This is a genomic window from Burkholderia sp. 22PA0106 (assembly GCF_047497155.1).
Taxonomy (GTDB): domain Bacteria; phylum Pseudomonadota; class Gammaproteobacteria; order Burkholderiales; family Burkholderiaceae; genus Burkholderia.
Genome location: NZ_CP163162.1, coordinates 2,485,912 through 2,504,790 on the forward strand (window position 1 = coordinate 2,485,912; position 18,879 = coordinate 2,504,790).

The 18,879-nt window shown below is 65.3% G+C and carries 17 protein-coding genes and 1 pseudogene; 13 read left to right on the plus strand and 5 right to left on the minus strand.

What is annotated here, in order from left to right; genetic code table 11:
* The first annotated feature begins 177 nt into the window (after window positions 1-177).
* From AB4850_RS10620 to AB4850_RS10650, 7 genes are all read left to right on the plus strand, one after another.
* On the plus strand, window positions 178-1,386 hold the full coding sequence (locus AB4850_RS10620) for an ABC transporter substrate-binding protein (protein WP_414439780.1): 1,209 nt from the start codon (window positions 178-180) through the stop codon (window positions 1,384-1,386).
* A gap of 63 nt (window positions 1,387-1,449) precedes the next feature.
* The gene (locus AB4850_RS10625; RefSeq protein WP_414439781.1) at window positions 1,450-2,310 is read left to right on the plus strand and encodes a branched-chain amino acid ABC transporter permease; all 861 of its coding nucleotides are present in this window, start codon (window positions 1,450-1,452) and stop codon (window positions 2,308-2,310) included.
* On the plus strand, window positions 2,307-3,359 hold the full coding sequence (locus AB4850_RS10630) for a branched-chain amino acid ABC transporter permease (protein ID WP_414439782.1): 1,053 nt from the start codon (window positions 2,307-2,309) through the stop codon (window positions 3,357-3,359). Before AB4850_RS10625 ends, AB4850_RS10630 begins: the two co-directional genes overlap by 4 nt.
* Window positions 3,356-4,123 carry an ABC transporter ATP-binding protein gene (locus AB4850_RS10635; protein ID WP_414439783.1) on the plus strand — a complete coding sequence of 256 codons (768 nt, stop codon included), beginning with the start codon at window positions 3,356-3,358 and terminating at the stop codon, window positions 4,121-4,123. Before AB4850_RS10630 ends, AB4850_RS10635 begins: the two co-directional genes overlap by 4 nt.
* Window positions 4,120-4,821, plus strand: a complete 702-nt coding sequence (locus tag AB4850_RS10640; RefSeq protein WP_414439784.1) for an ABC transporter ATP-binding protein — start codon at window positions 4,120-4,122, stop codon at window positions 4,819-4,821. The genes AB4850_RS10635 and AB4850_RS10640 overlap by 4 nt, the downstream gene beginning before the upstream one ends.
* Before the next feature lie 32 nt (window positions 4,822-4,853).
* Window positions 4,854-6,161, plus strand: coding sequence for a Zn-dependent hydrolase (locus AB4850_RS10645; protein ID WP_414439785.1), 1,308 nt, complete (start codon window positions 4,854-4,856; stop codon window positions 6,159-6,161).
* A complete protein-coding gene (locus tag AB4850_RS10650; RefSeq protein ID WP_414439786.1) occupies window positions 6,161-7,648 on the plus strand; it encodes a M81 family metallopeptidase in 1,488 nt (495 codons plus the stop codon). Before AB4850_RS10645 ends, AB4850_RS10650 begins: the two co-directional genes overlap by 1 nt.
* A gap of 203 nt (window positions 7,649-7,851) precedes the next feature.
* On the opposite strand, the pseudogene AB4850_RS10655 reads toward AB4850_RS10650, so the two are convergent.
* Window positions 7,852-8,004: pseudogene (locus AB4850_RS10655) on the minus strand (IS5/IS1182 family transposase); the annotation flags it as partial.
* Window positions 8,005-8,156: 152 nt separating this feature from the next.
* Between AB4850_RS10655 and AB4850_RS10660 the strand changes: the two are divergent.
* From AB4850_RS10660 to AB4850_RS10670, 3 genes are all read left to right on the plus strand, one after another.
* Complete coding sequence (locus tag AB4850_RS10660; protein ID WP_414439787.1) at window positions 8,157-8,903, plus strand: SDR family oxidoreductase; 747 nt, start codon at window positions 8,157-8,159, stop codon at window positions 8,901-8,903.
* 149 nt (window positions 8,904-9,052) lie between these two features.
* Complete coding sequence (locus AB4850_RS10665) at window positions 9,053-9,916, plus strand: DJ-1/PfpI family protein (protein WP_414439788.1); 864 nt, start codon at window positions 9,053-9,055, stop codon at window positions 9,914-9,916.
* Between the two features lie 117 nt (window positions 9,917-10,033).
* The gene (locus AB4850_RS10670; protein WP_414439789.1) at window positions 10,034-10,540 is read left to right on the plus strand and encodes a YybH family protein; all 507 of its coding nucleotides are present in this window, start codon (window positions 10,034-10,036) and stop codon (window positions 10,538-10,540) included.
* Window positions 10,541-10,571: 31 nt separating this feature from the next.
* Here the strand turns inward: AB4850_RS10670 and AB4850_RS10675 are convergent, their stop codons facing one another.
* The 4 genes from AB4850_RS10675 to AB4850_RS10690 form a co-directional block, all read right to left on the minus strand.
* Window positions 10,572-11,519 (minus strand): GlxA family transcriptional regulator, encoded by a 948-nt coding sequence (locus AB4850_RS10675; protein WP_414439790.1) that lies wholly within the window; start codon window positions 11,517-11,519, stop codon window positions 10,572-10,574.
* Between the two features lie 330 nt (window positions 11,520-11,849).
* Window positions 11,850-12,896, minus strand: coding sequence for a porin (locus tag AB4850_RS10680; RefSeq protein ID WP_414439791.1), 1,047 nt, complete (start codon window positions 12,894-12,896; stop codon window positions 11,850-11,852).
* A gap of 90 nt (window positions 12,897-12,986) precedes the next feature.
* Window positions 12,987-14,501 carry an OprD family outer membrane porin gene (locus AB4850_RS10685; protein WP_414439792.1) on the minus strand — a complete coding sequence of 505 codons (1,515 nt, stop codon included), beginning with the start codon at window positions 14,499-14,501 and terminating at the stop codon, window positions 12,987-12,989.
* A 425-nt stretch (window positions 14,502-14,926) separates the two neighbouring features.
* Window positions 14,927-16,084, minus strand: a complete 1,158-nt coding sequence (locus tag AB4850_RS10690) for a LysR family transcriptional regulator (RefSeq protein ID WP_414439793.1) — start codon at window positions 16,082-16,084, stop codon at window positions 14,927-14,929.
* A gap of 60 nt (window positions 16,085-16,144) precedes the next feature.
* On the opposite strand from AB4850_RS10690, the gene AB4850_RS10695 reads away from it, so the two are divergent.
* Genes AB4850_RS10695 through AB4850_RS10705 form a run of 3 tightly spaced genes read left to right on the plus strand, consistent with a single transcriptional unit; the run spans window position 16,145 to window position 18,874 of the window.
* Window positions 16,145-16,978, plus strand: coding sequence for a cysteine hydrolase (locus AB4850_RS10695; protein WP_414439794.1), 834 nt, complete (start codon window positions 16,145-16,147; stop codon window positions 16,976-16,978).
* A gap of 13 nt (window positions 16,979-16,991) precedes the next feature.
* Window positions 16,992-18,041: an ABC transporter substrate-binding protein gene (locus AB4850_RS10700; protein WP_414439795.1), complete on the plus strand. Its 1,050-nt coding sequence runs from the start codon at window positions 16,992-16,994 to the stop codon at window positions 18,039-18,041.
* A 41-nt stretch (window positions 18,042-18,082) separates the two neighbouring features.
* A complete protein-coding gene (locus AB4850_RS10705) occupies window positions 18,083-18,874 on the plus strand; it encodes an SDR family NAD(P)-dependent oxidoreductase (RefSeq protein WP_414439796.1) in 792 nt (263 codons plus the stop codon).
* The last annotated feature ends 5 nt before the right edge of the window (window positions 18,875-18,879 follow it).

Here is an 18,879-nt window from a genome sequence, read left to right on the forward strand (position 1 = left end):
TGGCCGGTTCGCGGTAGCGAATTTTGCCTGATTGACAGCGGATTCTGACATACCTAGGATCATGTTCATCCTATTTATCATGATAAATAGGATGAACCGGTGGCCGCCCGAGCGAGGCGGCCCGAGCGATCGGCAGCCGGCCGGCTCGCCAGCGTCCATCCCCGAAGGAGCATCCACTTGAATCGCCGTGAACTGTTGAAACTGGCCGCCGCGTCGGCCATGCCGGGTGCGCTCGGCGCCCTCGCCTCCCGCACCGCATTCGCCGCCGGCGCGCCGCTCGAGCTGGCCTGCCCGGTGCCGATGTCGGGCCCGTTCGCGGCGAACGGCAAGTACGCCGACCTGGGCATGAAGCTGGCCGTGCAGCAATACGGCCAGGTGCTCGGCTCGCCGCTGTCCTACGTCACGCTCGACACCGAAGGCAAGCCGGCCACGGCGGTGCGCCGGGTGCAGGAAGTCGCGCAGCAAAAAGGCGTGCGCTACTTCGCGGGCGGCATCCTGTCCTCCGAATCGCTGGCGATGGGCAAGGAGGTCGAGAAGGCGGGCGGCGTGTTCATCACCACCGCGGGCGCCGACGAGATCACCGGCAAGGACTGCAACAGCGCCACCTTCCGCTGGTCGGTGCCGACCTACGGCGCAATCGAGCAGACCGTGCGCCCGCTGATCAAGATGCTGCCCAACGCGAAGCGCTGGTACACCATCACGCCGCAATACGTGTTCGGCGAGGGGCTCCTGTCGGCCGCCAAGGCGATCTTCCAGGAAGCGGGCATCCAGCACGTCGGCAACAGCTATCACTCGCTGGCCGAGAAGGAATTCAGCGGCTACCTGACCAATGCCGTGGCGGCCAAGCCCGACGTGCTGCTGATCCTGAACTTCGGCTCGCAGTCCTCGGACACGTTGCGCCAGGCGATCAGCTTCGGCATGAAACGCAACTGCACGATCCTGATGGCCTGGGCCTCGGGCCTGGAGCAGTTCGAGACGCTCGGCGCGGATCTCTGCGACGGCGTCTATTTCGGCGCGCAGTATTGGCACGGCATCGATTCGCCGCTGAACCGCGATCTCGTCAAGCGCGCCAACGCGGCCTTCCACGCCAACCCGAACTACAGCCTGGCCGGCTCCTACATCTGCACCAAGATCCTGCTCGACGGCATGCTCAAGGCCGGCACCACCGATCCGAAGAAGGTGATCGCCACGCTGGAGGGCATGAAGTACGACGGCCTGACCGGCCCCGAGGAAGTGCGCCGCGCCGATCATCAAGTGCTGAAGAACTACTACCTGCTCAAGGGCAAGGCCAAGAACCGCATGAAGAACGCCGACGACTACGCGGACATCGTCAGTTCCGGGCAGTCCTTCCTGGCCGCCGACAAGACCGGCTGCAAGCTCGGCTGACGCCGACCACGCGACGACGGAGGCGCCCGGCGCCTCCTTCCTCTTCTGCGGATTCTTCCTGCCATGAATGTCTATCTGCTGCAGATCGTCAACGGCATCGGCGTCGGGATGCTGTACTTCCTGCTCGCCGTCGGCCTGTCGATCGTGTTCGGCCTGCTGCGCTTCGTGAATTTCGCGCACGGCGCCTTCTACCTGCTGGGCGCCTATTTCTGCTATCAGGCGCTGCAATGGGAAGCGAACTTCTGGGTCGCGCTGCTGGTGGTGCCGCTTGCGGTGGGCGCCTTCGCCTGGCTGGTCGAGAAGCTGGTGCTGCGCCACGTCTATGCGCAGGCCCATGAATTCCACATCCTGGTTACGGTCGGCCTCGCGCTGGTGCTGCAGGAATGCGCGATCCTCATCTGGGGCCCGCTCGGCGACAACGTGCCGGTGCCGGCTTCGCTCGACGGCGTGGTGATCTGGGGCAGCTTCGTCTACCCGAAGTACCGGCTGTTCGTGATCGGCTTCACCGCCGTGCTGGCCGCCCTGCTCTGGTGGCTGCTGGACGGCACGCGGCTGGGCAGCACGGTGCGCGCGGGCAGCGAGGCGGCCGAGATGGTGTCCCTGCTCGGCATCAACGTGTCGCGCGTGTTCAGCCTGGTGTTCGCGCTGGGCGCGGCCACCGCCGCGCTGGCCGGCGTGCTGGCCGCGCCGATCCGCGGCGTCGATCCCTTCATGGGCATCGAGGCGCTCGGCGTCGCATTCGTGGTGGTGGTGGTCGGCGGCATGGGCAACTTCCTCGGCGCGCTGGTGGGCGGCCTGCTGGTCGGCATCGTGCAGAGCGTGATGAGCACGCTGTGGCCGGAAGGTGCGCGGCTGATGATCTACGTGGCGATGGCGGCCGTGCTGCTGCTGCGCCCCAACGGCTTGCTCGGGAGGGCCGCATGATCGAGGGTTCGAAATCGCTGGTCGCCGCGCCGCGCCCGGACGAGGCGGCCGGGATGGCCGTCGACGGCACGCCCCCGCGCGGCATCTGGCGCCGCCATTACGAGACCTGGCTGGCGATCGCGGTCGCCTGCGCGCTGCCGCTGGCGCTGAACTCCGGCTCGCTGGCCACCGAGGTGCTGGTCTATGCGCTGGCCGCCCTCGGCTGCAACCTGCTGCTCGGCTACACGGGGCTGCTCTCGTTCGGCCAGGGGATCTTCTTCGGCCTGGGCAGCTACACCGCGGGCATCGTGCTGACGCGCTTCGCGCTGCCCTTGCCGCTCGCGCTGGCCGCCGCGATCGCGGTCGGCGCACTGGCCGCCGCCGTGGTGGGCTGGTTCTCGATCCGCCAGCGCGGCACCTATTTCGTGATGCTGACGTTGGCCTTCGGGCAGTTGTTCTACTTCCTCGCCTACACCACGCCCGACCTCACCGGCGGCGACAACGGCCTGCTCGACATCCCGCGCCCGGCACTGTCGATCGCGGGCCACACGCTGCTGCCGCTGGCCACGCCCTGGCAGTTCTACGGCTTCGTGGCGGTGCTGTTCGTGGCGGCGTTCTGGCTGCTGCGGCGCGTGACGCTGTCGGTGTTCGGCCGCACCTTGCTGGCGATTCGCGACAACGAGGCGCGCGCCGCCGCGGTCGGCTACGACGTGCCGCGCTTCAAGCTGCTGGCCTTCGTGCTGTCGGGTGCGGTAACCGGCCTGGCCGGCGCGCTGCATGCGCTGATGACAGGCATCGCGCCGCTGTCCAACATCGACTATCACACCAGCGAGATGATCCTGGTGACCACCGTGATCGGCGGCACCGGCAAGCTGTTCGCCTCGGTGCTCGGCGCGGTGTTCTACGTGTTGTTCTCGGACTGGCTCTCGACGCTGTGGCCGCGCTGGCTGCTGCTGCTCGGCCTGGTGCTGATCGCCGTGAGCCTGTTCCTGCAGCGCGGCCTGTGGGGCCTGGGCGAGCGCATCGTGGCCGCGCTGCGCGGCCGCAAGGATCAAGGGAGGCAAGCATGAGCGAGGCGATTCTCGAGGCGAGCGGCATCGTCAAGCGCTACGGCAAGTTCACCGCGCTGGGCGGCGTGGACCTGCGCATCGCGCCGCGCACCGTGCATTCGGTGATCGGTCCGAACGGCGCCGGCAAGACCACGCTGTTCCATGTGCTGACCGGCACCGTGCCGATCAGCGCCGGGCGCATCCTGTTCGACGGCGCCGACGTCACGCGCGAACCCGATCACCGCCGCGTGCGGCGCGGCATCGCGCGCTCGTTCCAGGTCACCAGCCTGTTCCCGAACCTGTCGGTGCGCGAGAACCTGCGCATCGCCGCGCAGGGCGTCGAGGCGCGTCGCGCCTTCAACGCCTGGACACCGCCGCACGGCGCGCTCGCGCAGCGCGAAACGATCGACGCGGTGATCGAACGGCTGGCGCTGCAACGCTTCGCCGGCAGCGCCGCCAGCGCGCTCTCGCACGGCCAGCAACGGCGGCTCGAGGTGGGCATGGCGCTGGCCGCGAAGCCGCGCGCGATCTTTCTCGACGAACCCACCTCCGGCATGGGCATCGACGACCTGGAAGACATGAAGGCGCTGATCCGCGGCCTGCGCGACGACTACACGGTGGTGCTGATCGAGCACAACATGGGGATCGTGATGGACATCTCGGACACCATCACGGTGATGCAGCAGGGCCGCGTGCTGGTGGAAGGCAAGCCCGACGCGATTCGCGCCGACGAGCGCGTGCGCCGGGCCTATCTCGGCAACATGATCACGGGAGGCCGCGCATGATGCTCGAACTCGACGCGGTGCACGGTTATTACGGTAAGAGCCATGTGCTGCAAGGCGTGTCGATGACGATCGGCGAAGGCGAGACGGTCACCCTGCTGGGCCGCAACGGCGCCGGCAAGTCCACCACGCTGAAGGCGATCGCCGGCGTGGTGGCGCCGCGCGAGGGCCGCGTGAGCTTCGACGGCGCCGCGCTGGCCGGCCTCGCGCCGCACCGGATCGCCGCGCGCGGCGTGTGCTTCGTGCCGGAGCATCGCGGCATCTTCCGGCTGCTGACGGTCGAGGAGAACCTGCGGCTCGGCGCGCGGCGCGATTCGCCGTGGCAACTGGAGGACATCTACCGGATCTTCCCGCGCCTGAAGGAGCGGCGGCGCAATGGCGGCGCGCAGCTCTCGGGCGGCGAGCAGCAGATGCTGGCGATCGGCCGCGCGCTGATGAACCGGCCGCGCCTGCTGATGCTCGACGAGCCGGTCGAAGGACTGGCGCCGGTGATCGTCGAGGAGATCGTGGCCCAGCTCAAGCTGATCAAGGCGGCCGGCGTGGCCATCCTGCTGGTCGAGCAGAACCTGGAAGTCTGCACCCAACTGGCCGATCGCCATTACGTGATCGAACAAGGCGCGATCGTCTACCAGGGCGACAACGCGGCCTTTCTCGCGGACCAGTCGGTGCGCGACCGTTACCTGGGCGTCGGCGTCGCCTGAGCGACGCCGCCCCGCCAACCGAGGACACATCGATGCAAGTTCTGGATACGACCCGCGGCGCGCGCGAAGGCGCCGCGCCGGCCCTGCGCGTGAACGGCGCGCGGCTGTGGGACAGCCTGATGCAGCTCGCGCAGATCGGCGCGACCGACAAGGGCGGCGTGTGCCGCCTCGCGCTGACCGAGCTCGACCGGCTCGCGCGCGACCGTTTCGCGGCCTGGGCCGCAGAGATCGGCTGCACGGTGCGCGTGGACGCGATCGGCAACGTGTTCGCGCGCCGCGCCGGCCTGCGCGAGGACCTGCCGCCCGTGATGACGGGCAGCCATATCGACACCCAGCCCACCGGCGGCAAGTTCGACGGCAATTACGGCGTGCTGGCCGGGCTGGAGGTGCTGCGCACGCTGGCGGAGGCGGGCCTGCGCACGCTCGCGCCGCTCGAGGTGGCGGTCTGGACCAACGAGGAGGGTTCGCGCTTCGTGCCGGTGATGATGGGCTCGGGCGTGTTCGCCGGTGCCTTCACGCTCGATCACGCGCTCGACCAGCGCGACCGCGAGGGCGTGTCGGTACGCGAGGCGCTGGCCGCGATCGGTTATGCCGGCGAGGCCGCCGGCCCGCATCCGGTGGGCGCGTATTTCGAGGCGCATATCGAGCAGGGGCCGGTGCTGGAAGCCAACCGGACCACCATCGGCGTGGTGCGGGCCGCGCTCGGCCAGCGCTGGTACGACGTGACGATCCACGGCATGGAGGCGCATGCCGGCCCGACGCCGATGGAGCTGCGCCGCGACGCGCTGCTGCCGGCCGCCGCGCTGATCGCCGCGGTCAACCGCATCGCGCGATCGCACGCGCCGCATGCGCGCGGCACGGTGGGCTGGGTCGACGTGCATCCGAATTCGCGCAACGTGATTCCGGGCCGCGTGACCCTGACCGTCGACCTGCGGGCCCCCGACGACGCCACCCTGAGCGCGATGGACGCCGCGCTGCGCGAGGCGTGCGCGCAGGCCGGCGCCGAGGCGGCGATGACGATCGACGTGGAGCAGGTGGTGTATTTTCCGCCGCAGCCTTTCGACGCGAAGCTGGTGGGCGCGGTGCGCGAGGGCGCGGCGCGGCTCGAGCTGTCGGCGATGGACATCGTCAGCGGTGCCGGCCATGACGCGGTGTACCTGGCGCGCGTGGCGCCGGCCGCGATGATCTTCGTGCCCTGCAAGGACGGCATCAGCCACAACGAGATCGAGGACGCGAGCCCCGAGCACCTGGAAGCCGGCTGCAACGTGCTGCTGCACGCGATGCTCGAGGCCGCCGGCGTGGCTCCGGCCGAGGCGGCCGCCGGCGTGGAGGGCGCGTGATGCGGATCCTGATCGCGCGGATGAACCACGAAACCAATACCTTCTCGCCGGTGCCCACGCCGCTCGCCGCATTCGGCGCGAACGGGCCGAGCTACGGCGCCGAGGCGTATCGCGACAACAAGGGCATGCGCACCGCGATGGCGGCCTTCATCGACGCCGCCGAGGCTGCCGGCGCCGAGGTGGTCACGCCGATCTCGGCCGGCGCGAACCCGAGCGGGCCGGTGGCGGCCGAGGCCTATGCCGCGATCTGCGAGGCGATCGTGGCCGCCGCGCCGGGCTGCGACGCGGTGATGCTCGACCTGCACGGCGCGATGGTGGCCGAGAGCACGCCCGACGGCGAGGGCGAACTGCTGGCGCGCGTGCGCGCCGCGCTGCCGGGCGTGCCGATTGCCGTCGCGCTGGACCTGCACGGCAACGTCACGCAGGCGATGATCGATCACGCCGACATCATCGTCAGCTTCAAGACCTATCCGCACGTCGACATGTACGAAACCGGCGAGCACGCGGCGCGGCTGCTGTTCGACTCGCTCGCCGGGCACGCCCGGCCGATGCTGGCCTGGCGGCGCCCGCCGCTGCTCAGCTCGACGCTGCGCAGCGCCACCGCCGAGGGCGCGATGCGGCGCGCGGTGGCGGCGGCGCGCGCGGCCGAGGCCGAAGGCATGCTGGCGGTGTCGATCCTGGCCGGCTTCTCGCTGGCCGACATCGCCGCGCCCTGCATCAGCGTGGTGGTGGTCGGCGACGGCGACGCGGCGCAGGCCGAGGCGGTGGCCGCGCGGATCGCCGCCGCGATCTGGGACGAGCGCGATGCCTTCGTCTACCGCAGCCCGCCGCTGGCCGAGTCGGTGGCCGAGGCGCTGACGCTCGCGCAAGGCGCCGACAAGCCGGTGCTGCTGCTCGACCACGGCGACAACTGCATGTCGGGCGGCACCTGCGACACCATGGATCTGCTCGAGGCTGCGCTCGCGCAGGGGCTCGACGGCCTGGTCAGCGGGCCGCTCTGTGATCCCGAGGCGGTGGCAGTGCTCCGGGAGGCCGGCGTCGGCGCCAACGTCACGCTGCCGGTCGGCAACAAGCGGCCGGCGCGCGACGGCTCGCAGCGCGCGCCGTTCATGGCCCGGGGCACGGTGCTCGCGCTGACCGACGGCGAATACACCATCACCGGGCCGACCTATACCGGCCAGCGCGCACACATGGGCCGCGCGGCCGTGCTCGACACCGGCGCAGCGGTGCTGGTGATCACCGAGCGCACCCACGAGCCCTGGGATCTCGGCGTGTTCGAGAGCGTCGGCGTCGATCCGCGCCGCGCCCGCTTCCTGCTGCTGAAGTCGCGCATGTACTGCCGCCCGGTGTTCGTGCCGATCTCGGCGGGCCTGGTCGAATGCGACAGCCGCGGCGTGACCGGTTCGGACTACGGATTGTTCGACTATCGGCACCTCGATCGGCCTGTCTATCCGCTCGACGCGGAGACTGCCTGGGCGGCACGCTGAGTGTCGTCCCGGGCCGGAGCAAATTCGCGACCGGCCCGGGAAACCGTTTATCCGGGATGCACCGACTTGGCCCCGATGTTGCCCCCGGTTGCCCCCTGGCTGTCCATCAATCGCGTTGGATCGATTCGGACAATCACCGCGCCAAACGTCAATCGCCCCTGAAGAGCCTGGGTCTCCACGCTCGACCGCACCAAGATCCACCAACACAAGTCATCCACGAATCTCGAGCAGATGACGGCGGCAGCCAGCAAGAGCAAAGCGGCATGAATATCGAGGCGCCGTTCGAAACGAATCCGCAGCTTGCCGAATCCGGCGCACCGGGCATACGTGCGCTCGACGACCTCGCGACGCTTCCCGTCAGTGACTTTTTTTGAGGGTTATACGACCTTTGAGCCATTCCATCCAGGTTCCATAATTTGCGCAGGCATCAAGCCGGAACACCAGCACAAACGCGATGGCGTCTTGTGCTTCCGGTTCGATCAATTTCGAGCAAACAAAGGAAGCGAAGATGAGGCTTAAAAACAAGTCGGCTTTGATTACGGGCGGCACCAGCGGTATCGGTCTCGCGACCGCCAGGCTTTTCATCGCAGAAGGCGCTCGGGTCGCGGTGACGGGCCGCGATGTTGCCGCACTGGAGCGCGCGAAGGCCGAGCTTGGCGAGAACGCGTTGGTTCTCAAGGGCGATGTCCGCTCGATCGAGGACATGCGGGCCATTGCCGCCGAAGTACAGGAAAAGTTCGACGGCCTGGATGTCGTGTTCGCCAACGCCGGCTGGGCCTTCCCCTCCGCACTCGGCGACATCGACGACGATCTCTACAGCGAGATCATGGATATCAACGTCAAGGGCGTCGTGTACACGCTCAAAGCGGTGCTGCCGAACTTGCGAGAGGGCACCTCGGTCATTCTCAATACATCGTTCGTCGCCCAGACCGGCAAACACGGCATATCGCTGACCGCGGCGGCGAAGGCCGCCGTGCGCTCGCTTGCCCGTAGCTGGTCCTACGAGTTTCTCGATCGCAAGATCCGGTTCAACGCAATCGCGCCGGGTGGCATAGACACGCCTCTGCTCGGCAAGTGGGGGATGTCGAACGAGGACGTCCGCCACTTCAAGAGCGAATTCGCGAAGAGCATGCCGGTTGGGCACATGGGCAAGGCAGAAGACATCGCCTACGCGGCGCTCTATCTCGCGAGCGACGAATCGTCCTACGTCGTCGGCAGCGAACTGATTGTCGATGGTGGCGCCTCGCAGCTTTAAGCCTGCGCTTTTCGATTCAAGAGCCCTGTCCGTCCTCCCCCGGGTTCATCCATACCTTGATTCCCTGTCCACCACGCTTGTTCGTGGTGGTGACTTTCAATCCGGCCCAACCTGACCGCACGCACCGAGGGGCCGAAGCGCAAGGAGAAATGATTTTGACCAACCATAGCGAAAAAAATAAGGAATCCGGAAAATCGCTCACCGGATCAGGTCGTTCGCGCCGCGAGATGCTCAAGTTCGGCAGCATCGCCACGCTGGGCGCCGTGCTGGGTGGCACGGCCCTGCTTGGCCACACCGCGCCCGCTCTCGCGCAGGCAGCCGGCCGGGCGGAACTGGCTCCGAACGACCCGCTCAATATTTTGATCGTCAATTACGACGGCGGAACGCTGCTCGACTTCGCCGGCCCCAGCGAGATTTTTCACCGCTTGCCCAATACCAGCGTTCGCTATGCGAGCCTCGATGGCGGCAACGTCACGCTCGAATTCGGGGTGGTGTATGGCAAAACCGAGCGACTGGCCGATATCGAGAAGACCGACCTGATTCTGGTTCCCGGTGGCTCCGATTTGACGGCGCCGATGCGGCCCGCGTACCAGGCGCAAATCCGGCGCCTGGCGGAAAGCGCCAAACACGTGACGTCCGTGTGCAACGGCTCGCTGGTGCTCGCCGCGACGGGCATTCTCAAGGGCAAGCGAAGCGCCTGCCATTGGGCCTTCGTCAACAAGCTGTCCGAATATGGCGCCATCCCCGTGCCGGATCGATTCGTGGAAGACGACAACGGCCGCTTCATGAGCGGCGGCGGCGTGACGGCGGGCATCGATTTCGCACTGCGCGTCGCGGCGAAGCTGCGCGGCCAACAGGCTGCCGAATTCACGCAACTCGCGATCGAATACGACCCCGCCCCGCCGTTCCATTCCGGTCATCCCAGAGACGCACGGCCGGAAGTCGTCGCAATGGTCGACAAGGAACTGCCCGGTGCATCCAAAGGACTCGCGCGAATCCCGGGCGTTCGCTGAAATGCCCGCAGGCGATGCCGGTGAAGCTCTGCGCGAGTGTCGATCGCTCCACCTTCGGCATCGCTTGGCCACTCCCGCGCAGTCCCATCGATTTAAACCCTGATCGGAAATTCTCATATGCAACAGATTCGCCGCTTTGCTGCTGCTTCTGCAGCCTGCTTTTCATTTTTCGCGTTTGCCGCGCCGGCAATGGCGGATGGCCCGCAGCCTCGAACCGAAGCGGCCATCAAGGCCGAGAACGTGCGATGGGCGGATGCCTTTGCACGAGGGGACTATGAGGCGATAGGCCGCCTGTACACCCCCGATGGTGCACTCATGCCGCCCGGCGGCGACAGGGTGACGGGGAGCAGCGCGATTACCGCGTACTTCGTCAAGGGGTATTCCGGGACAAAACCCGGCACCGTATCGTTCAGCCATGAAGAGTTCTACGGCAACGACCGGAGCGTAACGGAAGTCTCGGATGCGGAAGTCCGTGATCACGACGGAAAGCTCATCTATCGCGGCAAGCAGACCCTGCTCTTTCTGAAGCAAGGCGGCACGTGGAAATTGCATCGCGACATGTGGAATGACTCCCCCACCCGGAAATCCGATGGCGGTCGAGCGGCCGGCGATACAGCGAGTTAAATGGCACGAGCGCCACGAGGCTGGCGCTCGATCAACGCGCAGCGTTCGATCGGCTCTCGCGCCGGATCGCCTGCGGAGGGTGGCCATGCAGTTTGATGAAGGCCCGCCGCATCCGCTCCGGATCCGTGAATCCCACGGCGAGCGCAATTTTTTCGATCGGTTCGCTACCATCCTGCAGGCGCAGCCGCGCGGCTTCCACGCGCAAGCGTTCGACCGCCTTGGCAGGTGTCTCGCCGGTTTCCCGGCGAAATGCTCGTCCGAACTGCCGCGGGCTCAACCTGGCCACCTCGGCGAGCCGCTCCACCGGTAGCGCTTCAGCCAGGTGTTCTCTCGCGAAGTTCAGGGCAATGCGAATGCGGTCCGACTCCGGTTCCATCTGCGACATGGCGGAGAACTGGGATTGGCCGCCCGGCCGACGATACGCCACCACCAGAAGCCGGGAGACACCGCGCGCCACTTCGGCACCCATATCTCGTTCAATCAAGCCGAGCGCCAGGTCGATTCCCGAAGCAATGCCTGCCGACGTCCAGATGCGGCCGTCGGCGATATAGATGCTGTCGCTCTCGACCCGGGTGCGAGGAAAACGCGACTGCAACAGCGCAGCGTATCGCCAGTGCGTGGTTGCTTTCAACCCGTCCAGCAAGCCGGTTTCCGCCAGCAGAAACGCCCCCGTACAAACGCTCGCCACCCGCGAGGCCTTGGCGCTCAATTTCCTGGCGGCCGCGATGTTCTCCTGCGTCTGCATGGGATCGATATCACCGCCCACGAAAACGACGGTATCGAACGTGCGCCTTCCGGCCGGCTTGGTCTCGATCACAAGACCCGTATTGCCACGAACCGGGCCTCCAGAATGCGAGATGACATGAAGATCGTACGGCGTATGGCCAGCTGCCGTGGCTACCTGATTGAAAGCCGACAGTGGCCCGCCCAGATCGAGAGGATCGTGGCCACTGCAAACAAAGAGTCCGATTCGATGCATGGCGAAAGAATGAGCCGACAATCCTTGAGTGGCTCATTCTACATAAAACCCTCAAATATCGTCATATCGCTGTAACGGGGAAAACGAGGTATCGCTATCAAGAATATCGATGTTCATTGCGCAGTCACCCTCTCGCGCATGCCGACTACAAAAGGTCCACTCACCGCCATTCGAAAACAGCACCGTCCGGCACGGTTCGATGGCAGTCAGCCTTGAAGGCATGGCGATGCGACGCACAGGGTCGCGGTTGAGGGGCGTAATACGGAAGTGATTTGCCGGACCAACGCCCCTACCCAGGCAGCAAGGCCTCTCACGAAGACACGCGAAACATCAAAACGAATGCACGATCCCGATCTGAGCGCCCGTTACGCCCCCGCCCGCGGCAGGCGAATTGGACGTGATCGGGCCGTTCGCCAGCAACGCATACGTTGCGCCATGTTTGTTGATCAGCCGCTCGACCGTGCCGTAGAGCATCGTGCGCTTGCTGAGCGAGTAGAACGCGCCGAGGCTCGCTTCGCCGGCGTTGTCGTGCGCGCCGGAACTGTCCTGGGCCCAACCCACGCCAGCACTGATCTTCAGCGCCGGCGTGAAGTTGTAGGCGGCCGAGGCCGAGTACACGCTGTGATATTTCCCGGCCACGTTCGTAGCGGTATTCGAACCAAGCACGTTGCCTCGGTAGTAGCCCAGATACCCGGTCAGCTTGCCGAACTGATAGCTGCCGCCCGCGAAGGTCGCCTTGGTGAGATTCCGTCCATCGGTGCTGTTTTGCTCTACGTGGTTCGCACCCAGATAAAGCGGGCCGCGCGAATATTCCAGCGACACGAGATAGGCATTGAGCCCGTCATGCGGGCTGGTCTGCCCACCGAGGCTCACACCTGCGCTCAGCTTGAAACCGTATATCGATGGCGACCAATACGTGATCATGTTGTCGAAGCGAAACGTGTAAGTCCCCGCGTTGTTCAAGAACGAACCGTACGTGCCGCCCGCAAAGGCGTCCATTTTCCCGAGCATGTACAGCTGAATCTGGTTCTGTCGTCCGAAGCGGATTTCGCCATACTGATTCGCGAGTCCTACCCATGCATTGCGATTGAATGCACGCGAGGCGTCGGCGGCCGCCCCCGAATTGGTTTGAATGCCGTTCTCCAGATTGAACGTCGCATGCAGGCCGCCGCCGAGGTCCTCGTCGCCGCGCAGGCCGATCCGGCTTGCCGCGAGACCTCCGCTCTGCATCGCGGTGGCGGCCCCCTTGCCATCGGCATTCGTGTAGCCGACATAGGTATCGAGGAGTCCGTACAACGTCACCGAGGCATGCGCGGGCAGCGAGCATGCACCGATCAGCGGCAGCGAGAGATTCAACAGCTTGATTCGATTTTTCATGATTTTTCTTGTTGATTTTTTTCAATGGAGAGAAGGACCTCCCTCCATCGGGTGCGAGTGAATTCGAAATACGGTTGTCACCAAGTGCGATTAGATCTGCGGCCCCCACGCGTACTGAAGTTGCAGCCGGTTCTGCACGAACGTGCGGCCCTTGACGGGGGAGGTTTGCACGGCGAAAAAGTCGGCGGCACTGAACCCTTTCAGCTGTCCGCTGAAGTTGTAGATCGCATAGGCAAGGTATTCCGACCCGTCGAGGCTCGGGCCGTCGGCACTCGCCTTCAGATCCATGAACGAATAGCGGGCGCCGATGAACCAGTTGCCGGTCGGTGCGCCGCTGATGTCGATTGCATAGGCGTTGCCGGCACCGAGATCCTGCGTGCTGGTCAGGAACGGCTGCGCAAACAGCGGGCCGCCCGACACATCGTGGGCATACGGCGTGACCAGCGAGCCATTGAGATAGGCGTTGCGGTGCGGGGCGATGAAGTCGTAGCCGAAGCTCAACGTCATCGAGTTGTGCTTGACGCCGAGCTGCATGCCGTACACCTGGCTGTCCACGGGACCGAGCAGCTCGCGCCCGTCGCCGGTCTCGTGGAAGTACTGCAGGCCTGCGAACGGCTTCCATGCCCCGCCGGTGCGGCTCACCTGCCCTTCCACGTAGGCCAGGTCGGCGTAGTCCTGATAGGTCTGATACCAGCCCTGGGCACGCAGCGTGACGGCATCGAGATCGAACTTGTGCGCCGCGCCCACGCCCCAGAAACCGTTGGTCGTCGGATTGCCGATGCCGGCGTAAGGGTCGAAGCTTTCGTCGTAATTGGTTTTCTGCGAGAACCCGTTGCCGGTGTACGACTTGAACCGGAACATCTTGAAGGCCGTGACGAAATTGTCGGCGTCGCCGTATTTCGCATCGATGCCCTGATACAACTGCGGAGCAATGCGCCAATCGTACGTCGAGGCAAACGGCACGTTGAGCGCCTGATTGCCCACCGTGACCTGCACCTGGTCGTGCTCCCATTTGACGTAGGCCTCGCCCAAGGTCGCGAGGTTCGGGCCGAGGTAGCTGTCCACGCGGTTCGGGTTGTCGGAATGCCCGATGCCGCGCTGCAGATAGCCGCTCACGCCCACGGAGAATCCGTAGAGCGGCGCGCTCACGTAGCCAAGCTCGCCACCGTAGCTGACCGTGTTCTGATTCGCGCCGGGCGAGAAAAAGGCGTTGCGCGACGCATAGTAGAAGGTGCGGATGTTGCCGAAGAACGTTCCCTTCGTGATCATCTCGCCGACGTTGTGTGCCTCCTTCCCATGGTCGGACACGCTTGCCGCTGCGGTCGTTTCAGCCGCCGCGTCCGGCTGGGACGGGCTGAGCGTTGCGCCATGCGTATCGCCCTTGCTGGCAGCCTGAGTCTGCACCGCGGCAGCCGCCGCGGCATCCTTCTTCTTGCGCGCATCCTTCGCGGCGCTGCCTGCCGAGCTGTCGCCGGTTGCGGCGATATCCTGACCGCTTGCGGTTGCGCTTTGCGCGAACGCGTAGTCAGGCGCGACGAGCGCCGCGGCAATCATCGCAATATGAATAAGGTGTACTGATTTAAATTCGAAGGGAATCTGATTCATGATTTTGTCGGGTCGCTGAGTCCGGGGCGGGCGGGAATTCGGTATGGGTTGCTGCGCCCGTGCATCGTTCAACTGGTCTGTATTGCGCGGACGGATGCCACGTTAAGTGATAAAAAATATCGCCTCAGGCACTTTTTCGGCACCTGCGCGTTGCCATCGCGGCAACGCAAAGCGCGTTCGGCCCAATCGTGGTTCGCCCCGGCGCGGCGATGGCCGTGGTTGCCGTTTCGGCAACGGCTCGATGCCGAAACGGCCGCCTTTTCTTTTTTTGATTCGAATTATCGTTTTCGGTCGAATCGGCGCGGGAGCGCATACCGATCGCGGAGGCGTCGCCTGCGGGCGCGCTTCAGGCAAGGTGTGGCGGGAGAATGAATAAAGGCGCCGCTCATCGGCGGCGCCTTCATCGTAGTGAATAACGGAAATATCTAGAGAGCCAGCGCCGCGCTCTCCTCGAGCCCCTGCTTCAGGTGCTCGATGAACGAATAGGCGATCACGGGCAACTGGCGCCCGCGCAGGCTCGCCAGTGCCAGCGTGCCTTTCGGAAACCCGCGGTCCTCGATATCGCGCGACACGTATTCGCCGCTCTCGCTCCCGGCACCGATGTGGATCTGGAAGCTGAGCGCTTGTTCGTAATGCAGGTAGCCGCGCAGGAACTCGAAGCTGTTGCATTCGACCACCGGGTGAAGACGGAACGAGCGCCGCGACAAAAATCGATCAAGCAGCTGTCGGCCTCCGATTTCCCGATTCGGCATCACCAGCGGATAGTCGCCGCAATCGCGCAGCCGGATCGGCCCGGCTTCGGATGCCAGCGGATGCGTGCGATGCATGATCACGCAAAGCCGCTGCTCGAATTCGGCGATCCGTTCGATATCGGGCTCGTCCGACAGGTTGAAGACCAGCGCGAGATCCGTATCGAACATCCGCAGCGCGTTGAGTGCCTGCACGTGATCCGTCACGCGAATCTGAAACCCGACCAGCGAGTGACGCTTGCGAAACGAGGCAACCATCTTCGGCAGAAACGCCGACGCCACGGCCTGGCTCACGGTCAATCGCACCAGCCCCCTGCGCAAGCCCTGGAGATCCTCGATCTCGGATCGCACACGCTCCAGCTCGGCCAGACGCGTACGCACGTACTGAATGAACAGCTCGCCTGCCGCGGTCAGCCGCATGCCGCGCGGCAACCGCTCGAAAATCGGCGTGCCGAGTTCGTCCTCGATATCCTGGATTCGCCTCAATACGGCGGACGGCGCCACATGCAGCCGCTCCGAGGCCTGCCTGACCGAGCCGGTACGTGCGACCTCGTCGACGTAGGAGAGAAAACGCAGATGATTCATGCAAGCGTGCTCCAGATGCGGAAGGTCAACTGCAGCGCACCGCGACGGGGCGCGGCACGCATCATTTCGGGAATGGGGCACCGTATGCGAGCGCGGCGTGGTTCGGTTCGCGCCCTGCGTCGAACCAACGCCTGAGCGGCGCCGGCCGAAACTGCCGCAGCCCCGCCAAAACACACGACCGCCGCAGGGAATACTCCGCCCCGGTGCGACTGGGAGTGCCTCGAACCGTTGCCGTTTCGGCAACGCCATCGTGCCTAAATGGCTACTTTGGTGGACAAAGTATGGCATAGATGCTGCATTGAACGTGGCATGAAAAAGAAATCGCCCCCCTCCATGCCGCGCACGGATCATGCCTCCGACGCCGCGATATTCGGTCCCGCCGCGCACAACGCGTGGACCGTATCCGGCTCGGTGGCCAGCCTGGTGCGTCGCGTGATGAAACCGCGCCCGCTGACGATCGACGCCGCGCCCCAGAACCTCGAGATCGACGTCGCGCGCAGTGCAGTCGTCGTGATCGATATGCAGAACGACTTTTGCCACCCGGAAGGATGGTTCGCGCAGAAAGGCGTCAGCGTGAAGGCAGCCAGAAAGCCGATCCCGGTGATCGCTGAGCTGCTGCCCGCCTGGCGTGGTGCGGGGGGCCGCGTGGTGTGGCTGAACTGGGGGATTCGCGCGGATCTGGCCAACCTGAGCGCCACGATCCATTTCAAGGGCAAGCGCTCGGCCGACGGCGTCGGCTATGGGGAGGCGTCGCCGAACGATCGCGGACCGTCGCTCGTTCGTGGCGCCTGGGGCGCGCAAGTCGTCGACGAGTTGACGGTCGATGCGTCGGACATGTGCGTCGAAAAGCATCGGCTCAGCGGCTTCTGGGACAACGAACTCGATTCGGTATTGCGCAATCTCGGCATCACCACGCTGCTGTTCGTCGGAATCAATACCGACCGGTGCGTGTTCTCCACGCTGCAGGACGCCGCCTTCATCGGCTACGACTGCATCCTGCTCGAGGACGCCTGCAACACGTCTTCGCCGGCCTATGTCACGCGGGCCATCCATTTCATCGTTCAACAACTGCATGGCTTCGTCGCCCGCGCCGACAGCCTGATCGCAGCCCTTTCCGGCCTGCCCGGCCGGACCCAACGCTAGGAGTCGCATCGTCATGTTGAGTCAAATTCGTCGCCTGAGCGCGGCAGGCATGCTCGCCGGTTTCGCCGCCTTCGGCATCGCCCTGGTCGCCGCGCCGGCGCAAGCCCGCGCGGACACGCCCATCAAGGTGGTTCTGAACTGGAAATACGAAGGCCCGCAAGCCTGGTTCTTCCTCGCGCAGGATCGCGGCTATTTCAAGGCCCAGGGGCTCGATGTCCAGTTCGACCAGGGCGAGGGTTCGAGCGCGTCGATCCCGAAGGTTGCCGCCGGCGCCTATCAGGCCGGTTTTGGCGATCTCAATGCGCTCGTGGAACTGGCGGCGAAAGAGCCGGCACAGGCGCCGATCGCCGTCGACGTGCTGTACAACACGCCGCCGTTTACGGTCGTGGTCAAGTCGGGCAGCCCGATCCACACGCCCAGGGATCTCGAAGGCAAGACGGTCGGCGCCCCCGCCAACGACGGCGCGCTGAAGCTGTTCCCCGCGTTCGCGAAGCTGGCAGGCATCGATGCCGCGAAGGTCCACATCACGAACATGGCGCCTAATCTGCGCGAGCAGATGCTGATGCGCGATCAGGTCGATGCGGTGTTCGGCTTCACGACCACGATCATGTTCAGCGCCAAGGCGATGGGCGTGAATCCGGCTCGCGACCTGCGCTTCATCCGTTACGGCGACTACGGCATGGACCTGTACTCGAATGCGGTGTTCTTCTCGCGCGCATTCGTCAAGTCGAACCCGCAGGCCGTGCGCGGGTTCCTTGCCGCGTTGAATCATGGAATCCGCGACGTGATCGCCAATCCGGACGCAGGCGTGGACGCCGTGATGAAGCGCGAGCCGCTGCTCAATCGCGAAGTCGAGAAGGAAAAGCTGTTGGCCACGATGCATAACGACATGAGCGCGCCCGAAATCGCCCGTATCGGTTTGGGTGCGGTCGACGAGGCACGCCTGAAGCGCGACATCTCGATCATCGTCGAGGCCGCCAGGCTGCCGCACAGCCCGGCGCCGAACGAAGTGTTCGATGGCCAGTTCCTCCCGCCCCGAGCCGATCGTCCGTCGGCCATGTAAGGCGGCGCATTTTCTCCGATACCTATAAATCAGGATTGCGTATGAATTTGAATCTGAAAGACAAGGTCGTGGTGATCACCGGCCCGGCAAAAGGCATGGGGCGCGCGGTGACGCTGGCGTTCGCGGCCGAAGGCGCACGACTGGTGCTGACCGGTCGAGACGTCGCGGCGATCGAACCGGTGGCGGCCGAAGCGCGTGCGATGGACGCGGAAGCGATCGTCGTGGCGTGCGACCTCACGGTTGCCGCCGACACCGATGCACTGGCTCGGCAGGCGCTCGCCGCCTACGGCCGGATCGACGTGCTGGTCAACGTGGCCGGCGGCTCCGGACCGATCGGCAAGAAAGGCTGGGAAACCACCGAAACGGAATTCGACGATATCGTCCGCGTGAACATGACCGGCGCATTCAACGTGGTGCGCGCCGTGATGCCCGCCATGATCGAGCGTCGTTACGGCAAGGTGATCAACGTCGGCGGAACCTTCGGCATGCGCGGCCGCGCCGGACGCATGGCCTATTCCGCATCGAAGTGGGGCCTGCGCGGCATCACCAAGAGCTTCGCGCTCGAAGCCGGCCCGCACAACATCAACGTCAACTGCGTGGCGCCCGGCATGGTCGACGGGCCGCGGTTCCGCGAAAAGGTTTGCGCGGACATGGCGCGCGCTCACGGCATTTCGGTCGAGGAAGCCATGCTGCGGCATGCAGAGGACTACGCACTGAAGCGCGTATCGACCGACGACGACGTGGCAAACGCCTGCCTGTTTCTCGCAAGCGATGTATCCAGACAGATCACGGGTATCGACCTGCCGGTGGACGGCGGTTGGGCCATGCTTTAAGGGGA